Origin of the sequence: Pricia sp. (assembly GCF_041745955.1) — a bacterium.
Taxonomy (GTDB): domain Bacteria; phylum Bacteroidota; class Bacteroidia; order Flavobacteriales; family Flavobacteriaceae; genus Pricia.
This window is the reverse complement of sequence record NZ_JBGTHY010000063.1, coordinates 1-8139: the sequence shown is the minus strand read 5'-3', so window position 1 is coordinate 8139 and position 8139 is coordinate 1. Positions and strand designations below refer to the sequence as shown.

The following is an 8139-nucleotide window of genomic DNA, read 5'->3' as shown; positions in this document are numbered from 1 at the left end:
CCTGATTCGGTATTAGCATGTTTTTCGGTGACGTTCTTTTCAGAACAGGAAGCGAACAGAAAAACAAAGTATAAAATTACTTTTGACGTACACTGCATACTAAACTAAGGTCACTTCTTAATACGTTCATACGTACCATCGCCAAAAATAACCTTATAATCCGATTCGAATAATTTACTGGGAACATAATAGTCGGTCGTAATAACTTGGGCGCCGGACTCTTTTGCCATCTCAAATTTGGAATAGTCGTTCGCGCGCGCCTCCTTGGTATCAGCGTCGGCACGGGTTCGTACCATGTAGCCCAAGGCGACCAACTCCTTTATTTTATCAAAATCGGCAATAGGATCGTTAACGATCCGAAACGCCGCTTCAGGATTTCCTTCGGCTTTGTTTACGAAAAGAGTCGCTCCTTTTAGTGCTGGGAACTTTCGAAGATAAAGGTCCAGTTTTGCACCCCCCTCATCCAAAACGAATAAGAATTTCCCTTTTATAGTAGCTAACTTGGGCCATCCATCTTTAAGTACCGCCTTTTCCAAATTGGTTTGTTTTCCTCGCACCAAATCGGGAGTAATCAATTTTTCTTCGGGAAAGATGCTCCGAATTTCGGTATCGATGGTTTGAAGGGCGTTGGCGTCGAAGACCAATGGTTTTCGGGTGTTGGGAATTTCCCCATCTTTTGCATTTATCGTTACGATAATTGGCGTGTGCCCTTGATTTCTATCAGACCACCTTTTAAGCTCGATAAGCGCATCCTTAAAAAGCAGTTGGTTGCTTCTAAAATCGATTTCCTGAACGTGGAAGACCTTAAGGCCGGGTACTTTCAGTTTTTCTTCTTTATCGAACGGTAACGGCGTTTTTCCGGAAGCCCTGACAATATCAAGACCTGCGGGATTTGAATAATAGCCTCCTTCGGGGTCGTTAAAAACATCAAGTTCTAAATTGCGTAGGCCCAAATCCAACTGTTCCGTAAAAGGGGGGTGCTCGTATTGCAAACCCCTGCCCGTGGCAGAATCGAGTTGAAAGAGATAGTCTAAAATCGGGGGTTCGATGGCCACCTTGTAACTATTGTGGCTTCCTATAACCTGTATATCGTTCAACCTAATTTCCTTTAAACTCGGGTTGTACACGGAGCTATTGAAAAATAGACTGGACAGAATCAGTGAAAATATTGCGTAAAACGTTTTCATAGGGTTGGGTTCAATAGTAATTTGACTCTTTTATTTTGTAGCGTTTAATTAAATATTGAAAAAGATATGGCAAGAAATAAACTTTCTTGCCATATCTTTTTGGTGTTATATTGGTTTAATATCCTGCGTTTTGTACTAAAAAACCTTGTTCGCTCGAAGCTCCATCGATTGCTTTTTGAGGAATCGGGAACAGCCTTTTGTTAACATCGGCGTCGGTCTTCCCCGTCCAACTTCCCTCGTATTTGCCAAAACGTATTTGATAGTTTCTTCTAAAACCTTCCCAGTACAGTTCAAATCCGGTTTCACGGAATAAAATATCCATGTCGATCGCGGTCAACGCATCGGGAATCTGTTCTGGACGGGCAGTTCTAGAGGTTCTTAAGGTATTGACATCTGCCAAAGCTCCAGCGTTATCACCTTTTCTTAACTTGGCCTCGGCACGCATCAAATAAATCTCGCCCAAGCGGATCAAAACCAAATCAACGCTACTATTCGCACAACAGTTGGGAGCGGTATGACTGAACTGATATTTTGAGAACCGGTACCCTGCGTTATGTAAACTGCCCTCGTCAGTAAAATCAATTTTGAGCGTATGGTCGACATAGCGGAGGTCGGCACCACTACTTCTTCTATTTATAACGGGATATATGCGTACCGTTCCATCGTCGCAGGTCAAAATATTACCTCCGTCGTCTTTTCTAGGGCCCCAAATAACACCCCGAAGTATTCCCCTATCGATTTCAAACTGCTCGGCCTCCACACAATAAAAATGATCCGAATCGTTGTTCGGGTTCACCCCGGTAAGGTCCTTCAGCTCATCCGGTATGATTGTATTTTCTTTAAAGAAACGGGCATCGGCATCGGCCGGATCAACATTGCCGTAGGCATCCACCCAGGTCTGATAGAAATCAGGGGTAACACCCACCGCATCGGTTCCACGCGTGCTCGGAAATTCCGGTCTTGGAATCTGATCACCTGAAATCGGCCAATAGGCCCAGCGACTGTGCTCGGTCTGAAGTACGCCCCTTTGGTCAAGGGCGAATATAAGTTCAGGATTACTATTGTTATCATCATTGAACAGATCAAAATATTCAGGTGACAATGCATAGGGCCCAGCAATGATATCGTCTGTATATTGTATCACCTTATCCATATCGGCCTCTGTAAAGTTAGGCGTACCATAAGGATCGCGGTATACGGTGGCATTCAAATATAACCGGGCCAATAGGGCACTTACGGCATCTTTGGTAAACCTGCCCGGACCCTCATCCGTATTTATAACGTCCAAGACCGACAAAAGTTCGTTTTCAATGTAATCGATGGCTAATTGCCCCCTCAAGATTTCGGATAGTTCTTCCGAATTCTGCTTTTTGAAAACGAGGCCCCAATTATCAAGGGCCAACATATTGAGATAAGCCTTCATAGCTGTCATTTCGTAAAGTGCATTTTGTGCAGTTACATTACCAGTTTCAGCTTCTGGTATTAATCTTTCCTCGGCCAATACTGATCTCGATATAGTTTGGGTAATGAACGTCCAGGAATCCCCTACCAAACTGTTGCCGGGGGTCATAAGATGCTGGTGGACCGCTATGAACTTACCGCCATCGAACCAGTCGGTACCCCCACGATAGGGAAGGATACCTTCATCGGAGGCTACCTCTTGAAGTCCAAAGTTAACCGTATGCAACCACACCTGACGGAGGAGGCCATATACCGGTGCTATGGAGCCGCTCACCACTTCGGCTTGGCCGGTTCCAGTCAGCGACTCATCAAGAACTTCTTCCTCCAAGTCGGTACAGCCGAAAAATATGTATAGAAAGGCAGCTATCGGCAGTGCTTTGTAAAATTTTTTACTTTTCATTTTGTTTGTTTTTTAAGAGACTGTTTTGAATTGTAACGCTTTTCTTTAGAATGTCACGTTAAGACCGATTAAAAATGTTCTTCCCTTTGGGTACGTAAACCGATCTATTCCAAAAGTTTGAATTTCCCCAGAGGTCGATCCCGTATTGACTTCCGGGTCAAATCCTGAATAATCGGTTAGTACAAAAAGGTTTTGACCTGTTAGCGAAATACGGATATTTTGGAACGCATCCCCAAATCCGATTTCGTCCGAACTCAACTTATAGGACAGTGTAGCGTTGTTCAATCTTAAAAAAGAGCCATCCTCCAAATAACGTGTCGATACGGTATTGGAATTGTTGATCGACTCGTTGGGAAACTGTACCGCAAAATCGGTCGTATTGTTCGATCGAGCCAGTTGCGCCTTACTGAACAGGGTCATGGTCGTATGATTGTAAACCTCGTTTCCGGTTACACCATTGAAATTCAGGCCTAGGTCAAAAGCTTGATACTTAAAATTCAGGTAAAACGCATATATAAAATCAGGGATTGCACTGCCCACAACCCTACGGTCATTATCCAACACTTCTCCATCCCCATTGGTGTCCCTGAATTGATTCAGGCCATCGGAACCGATACCATCGAATTCGAGCATATAGAAGGCACCTATCGGTTCATTATTGATATAGCCATTAATGGTCGCCCCGGTTTGGCCGGAACCTTGGGCCGCCCCTGTAGTCAAAACTGTATAGGGGGAATCTTTTACCTCGTTTTGAATGTAGGTAACGTTGCCGCCAATATTGTAGGTGAAGTCGCGCTGTGGGTCGCTATTGTAATCCAATGCCATCTCAATACCATTGTTCTGGATTTTCATATCCGGGATATTGTTCCAAAAAGTAGCGGTTGGCTCAACGGGATCGGCCGGAACAACTTCCAATAATATATTGGAAGATTGTTTATTGAAATAATCCAAGGTACCGGTCAATCGATAATCAAAAAGTGCGAAATCGATTCCTATATCTATTTGTGTGGATACTTCCCATTGAAGGTCTGGGTTCGCCAAACGGGCAAAAACAATTCCATAGGGATAACCTTCAATCGAAGTGGCGTCGGTATCTATGGGATACGTATTGAGACTTTCGGCACCCTCTATCAATCTGTCTTCCGAAAAACTGGCTTTTGTAATCTTGGCGGGGATTTCCTGATTGCCCGTTTGGCCCCAGCTGGCACGCAACTTTAAATTATCGAAAACCGAACTGACCATAAAATCCTCATTGCTTATGTTCCATCCCAAGGCAACAGACGGGAAATAGCCATACTCGTTATTCTTTCCGAACTTGGAGGAACCATCGGCCCGAAGCGTAGCGGTCAACAGATATCTATCGGCATACGAATAGTTCAGCCTGCCGAAGATAGACTGCAGCTCGTTCTTTACGGCGGAAGACCGTACCGAAGTAGGATATTCATCCGTACTGGTCTGGTCTTGGAACCGGGGTTCGATATTATTATCCGCAAAGCCCCTGTAGGTAAATTCCCTTGTCTCTTCCAAGAACTTTTGGTAAGAATGTCCAGCCAATAGAACAACGTTGTGTACATCGTTGTTCCAGGTATAGGTAAGTGTATTTTCTACCAGCTGATTGGTATTTGATAGAATATTACTTTCCAATTGTCCATCTGAAACATTGGATTCGTTTACCACTTCCGGAAAGGGTTTGTACTGTTTGTCCCTATTGGTGGCGGAATAGTCGACACCGAGATTCAATTTATAAACAAGGCCATCCACTACTTCCAACGATGGTGAAATACTCGCCAAAATACGGTTATTTATGGCCATGTCGCTATATAGATCATACCTTTTGATAGGATTCAAAGCGTTTGTATTCAACAAGGTAGGCTCACCGTTCGTAAATGGGGAAATCGTGGGATTTAGACTAAGCATATCGCTGATGGTGGACTGGATATCAGGCCTTAAATTTTCAGTATGGGAGGCCGTCAGGTTGTAATCCACGTTCAACCTGCCGTTCAACGCCTTTTGGTTCATGTTCAATTTCCCAGAATACCGTTTTAGCTCGCTGTTCCTCAAGATTCCTTCTTGATCTTGATAACCTGCCGATGCATAATAGGAAAATTTCTCGTTGGTGGCCCCGCTCATGGAGAAATTGAGATTATTCGACACGCCGGTTTGGTTCAGTTCATCTTGCCAATCCGTATTGGCACTAAAATCCTCCAAGGTTCCGCCAACGGCCGGCACTTGCCTGCGAAACTCACCGGCATCGAACACATCGATTGTATTGGCCATGGACGATAAAGCGGTGGAAACCGAAAAATTCATTTCTGTTTTTCCCGATTTTCCTCTTTTAGTGGTAATTACTACAACCCCATTAGATGCCCGAGATCCATATACGGCTGTGGCACTGGCATCTTTTAGCACATCGATACTCGCAATATCGCTTGGGTTCAGAAAGTTTAGCGGATTGGTGTCAAAGCCGGTAGCCGAATTGTCGAGCAAAAAGCCATCGACCACGTAAAGCGGCTGTGTTCCGGAACGCAAACTACCGATACCCCTAATAATCACATTTTGTGAGGCACCTGGTTCACCACTATTGGAGGCAATGTTGACACCGGCCAGTTTACCCTGCAAAAGTTCACCTGGGTTCGTAACCACTCCTTGGTTAAAATCCTCACTTTTAACAGAAGCGATGGCGCCGGTAACGTCAGACCTTTTTTGGGTACCGTAACCAACCACAACAACATCATCCAATTGCGTGGCATCCGGATCTAATTGAACCGTTATTTTTGATTGCCCGTTCACGGGAACCTCTTTCGGAGAATATCCCAAATAAGAAATTACAAGATTGGCATCGGCATCGGCATCGGCATCAATAACAAAATTTCCGTCAAAATCTGTTGTTGTGCCGTTTGTTGTTCCTTTAACAAGAACTGTTGCTCCTGGCAACGGCGCTCCTGTTTCGTCTGTAACCGTACCTGAAATCGATTGTTGAATGTATACTAAATTTAAAAAAGAGTCGTTTATTTTAATAACTTCCTTGTTTTCAAAAACTTTAAGGGTTACATGGGATGGACTAGCACTAAACCCGGCCGAGGTAATCAAATATGCAATAGCAAAGATGATTTTAGATAATCGGAATTTTGAATACATAAAATTTAAGTGTTGAATTTCTATGAAATTTTCGATGCTTTTTTAGAGATCTTGTTACAGCAGGCTCTTTTTATTTCCGCCCCAAAAGTATTCTATATCGAGCGAGGCATTGTTAAGAAAGCTTTAGGGTTGTGTTAACAATAACTTACAACCAAATCTCTATTCTTAGTTACATGTAATTATGGTTTTTTGATTATTCATTTTTTGTCATAATCCTATAATATTGCATTCAACCTTCCGTTAGGATAGGCTTTAGCTGAGCTTAAAATTCCTTTTCAGGAAACCAAAAATACTCTAAGATAAAAGTAAAACATATTTGGCTTGTTTAATCAAAACATGGCTTTCGATTGGATGCTTCCCGCTGGATAGTAGCGACAGCTTCGCCTTATTCACTAATTCTCAACACCTTGATGATTTTATCAAACACCTTGGTATTTTCATAAACCCCGTGAAATTCATCCGATCGAGGGCCGTAAGCAAAAATAGGCACCATCACGCCCGTATGGTCATGTGTTGTAAAATCGCCCTCGATCTCGCTTTTTTCGATATTTCCCTGGGGTAGGGTAAGTCCCCCCGTCTCATGATCGGCGGTAATGATGACCAACGTACTTGGATTTTGATCGGCAAATCTTAAGGCTTCGGAAATCGCCCTGTCAAAACTGATACCTTCGGAAATAACGCCCCCGATATCATTTTCATGGCCGAAGGAGTCGATTTTTGCCCCCTCGACCATCAAAAAGAAAGGTTTATTCTTGCTTTTCAAGAACTGTAAGGCATTTTCGGTTGCACTGGCCAGTCCATTTTTGGTCGTTGTCGCCTTGGAATTCCCTGACATCACAAATCCTATTTTATCTTTCTTGTTTCTTCCGACCTCATCCAAAGTAGATAGCATCGCATAATCACCGAATACATCCTTTTTTGCCGTGTTCAGATTTCCTTGGGATATAAAAAGGGAAAGTGGACTTTCCAATAGATCTTCTAAAATTCCTTCCGCCATCGACCTATCCTTTTGGTGCGCATAGAACGCGGACGGTGTAGCGCCGGTTATTTCGTCCGTAGTTACCACACCCGAAACAAATCCCTTTTTGGCAAGTAGTTCCGTAATATTCGCTAAACGCTTGCCTTCATCATCCATACCGATGGCCCGATTTGGCACTTTCACACCTGTGGCCAGCGCAGTACCCGCCCCCGCGGAATCCGTTGTAAAATCATCGGCGGACCGCGTTTTCAATAGGCCGATACTTTTCAATTGGGTTAATGAAAGCTCGCCCTTGTTAGCCAATGCGGTAGCTGAAATCTGTGCCAAACCATTACCATCACCGATCATCAAAATAATATTTTCAACGGCCTTGTTGGAAGCGTCGGTAGCAAAAGTCGGTCGATAGACTTCCGAAAATTCGATGTTGCGATGATATCTATTTGGTAGTGTGTTTAGATACTGTACACATTCGAAAGGGATATCCGTATTGATAAAATCTACGCCCAAATCGGAAAAGGCCTTCCAAGCGGTCTTTGCATCGGGCGTGGCCCAGAAACGGAATGGTTTTTCGAAGGCATGCGCTTTATCTATGGTACCCGACACAATTTTTAGGTCATTGGCAGTCAGCCTCCCTTTGCCGTTCCATTCGGAGAAATTCCTGAAGCTCAGACTGATAAGGGCTATTTTTTCGAGGATGGCCGGATTTTCTATGGCATCCAAACTTTGATGATCGAAAAAAATATAATCCGGATAGTCCAGGTATTCCAATGGTTTCGGACGGTTGCCGGAAATGGTGATGGTTATGCTATTATCCTCATGAATAAATGGATACTTTTCCAAGGTTTTGATGATGGCATCAAGCGTGGCATAGGGTTCCGACTTGATATCGATAAGTAGTTGTAGTTGTTTTGGGCGGTCCAGTCCAAGGGCAAGTGCTTCTTGCAGAGGTTCGAAATAAAGCCGTTCCAAACTCC

4 protein-coding genes are annotated in these 8139 nt (G+C 43.7%); all 4 read right to left on the bottom strand.

Going from position 1 to position 8139, the window contains the following annotated elements; all coding sequences use genetic code 11:
- Positions 1 to 110: 110 nt before the first annotated feature.
- A complete protein-coding gene (locus ACEW8S_RS02075) occupies positions 111 to 1187 on the bottom strand; it encodes a phosphatidylinositol-specific phospholipase C1-like protein (RefSeq protein WP_373516528.1) in 1077 nt (358 codons plus the stop codon).
- Between the two features lie 115 nt (positions 1188 to 1302).
- Entirely contained in the window at positions 1303 to 3048 is a 1746-nt protein-coding gene (locus ACEW8S_RS02070; protein WP_373516527.1) for a RagB/SusD family nutrient uptake outer membrane protein, read from the bottom strand.
- 45 nt (positions 3049 to 3093) lie between these two features.
- On the bottom strand, positions 3094 to 6186 hold the full coding sequence (locus ACEW8S_RS02065; RefSeq protein WP_373516526.1) for a SusC/RagA family TonB-linked outer membrane protein: 3093 nt from the start codon (positions 6184 to 6186) through the stop codon (positions 3094 to 3096).
- A gap of 385 nt (positions 6187 to 6571) precedes the next feature.
- A partial coding sequence (locus ACEW8S_RS02060; protein WP_373516525.1) for an alkaline phosphatase occupies positions 6572 to 8139 on the bottom strand: 1568 nt, incomplete at its 5' end.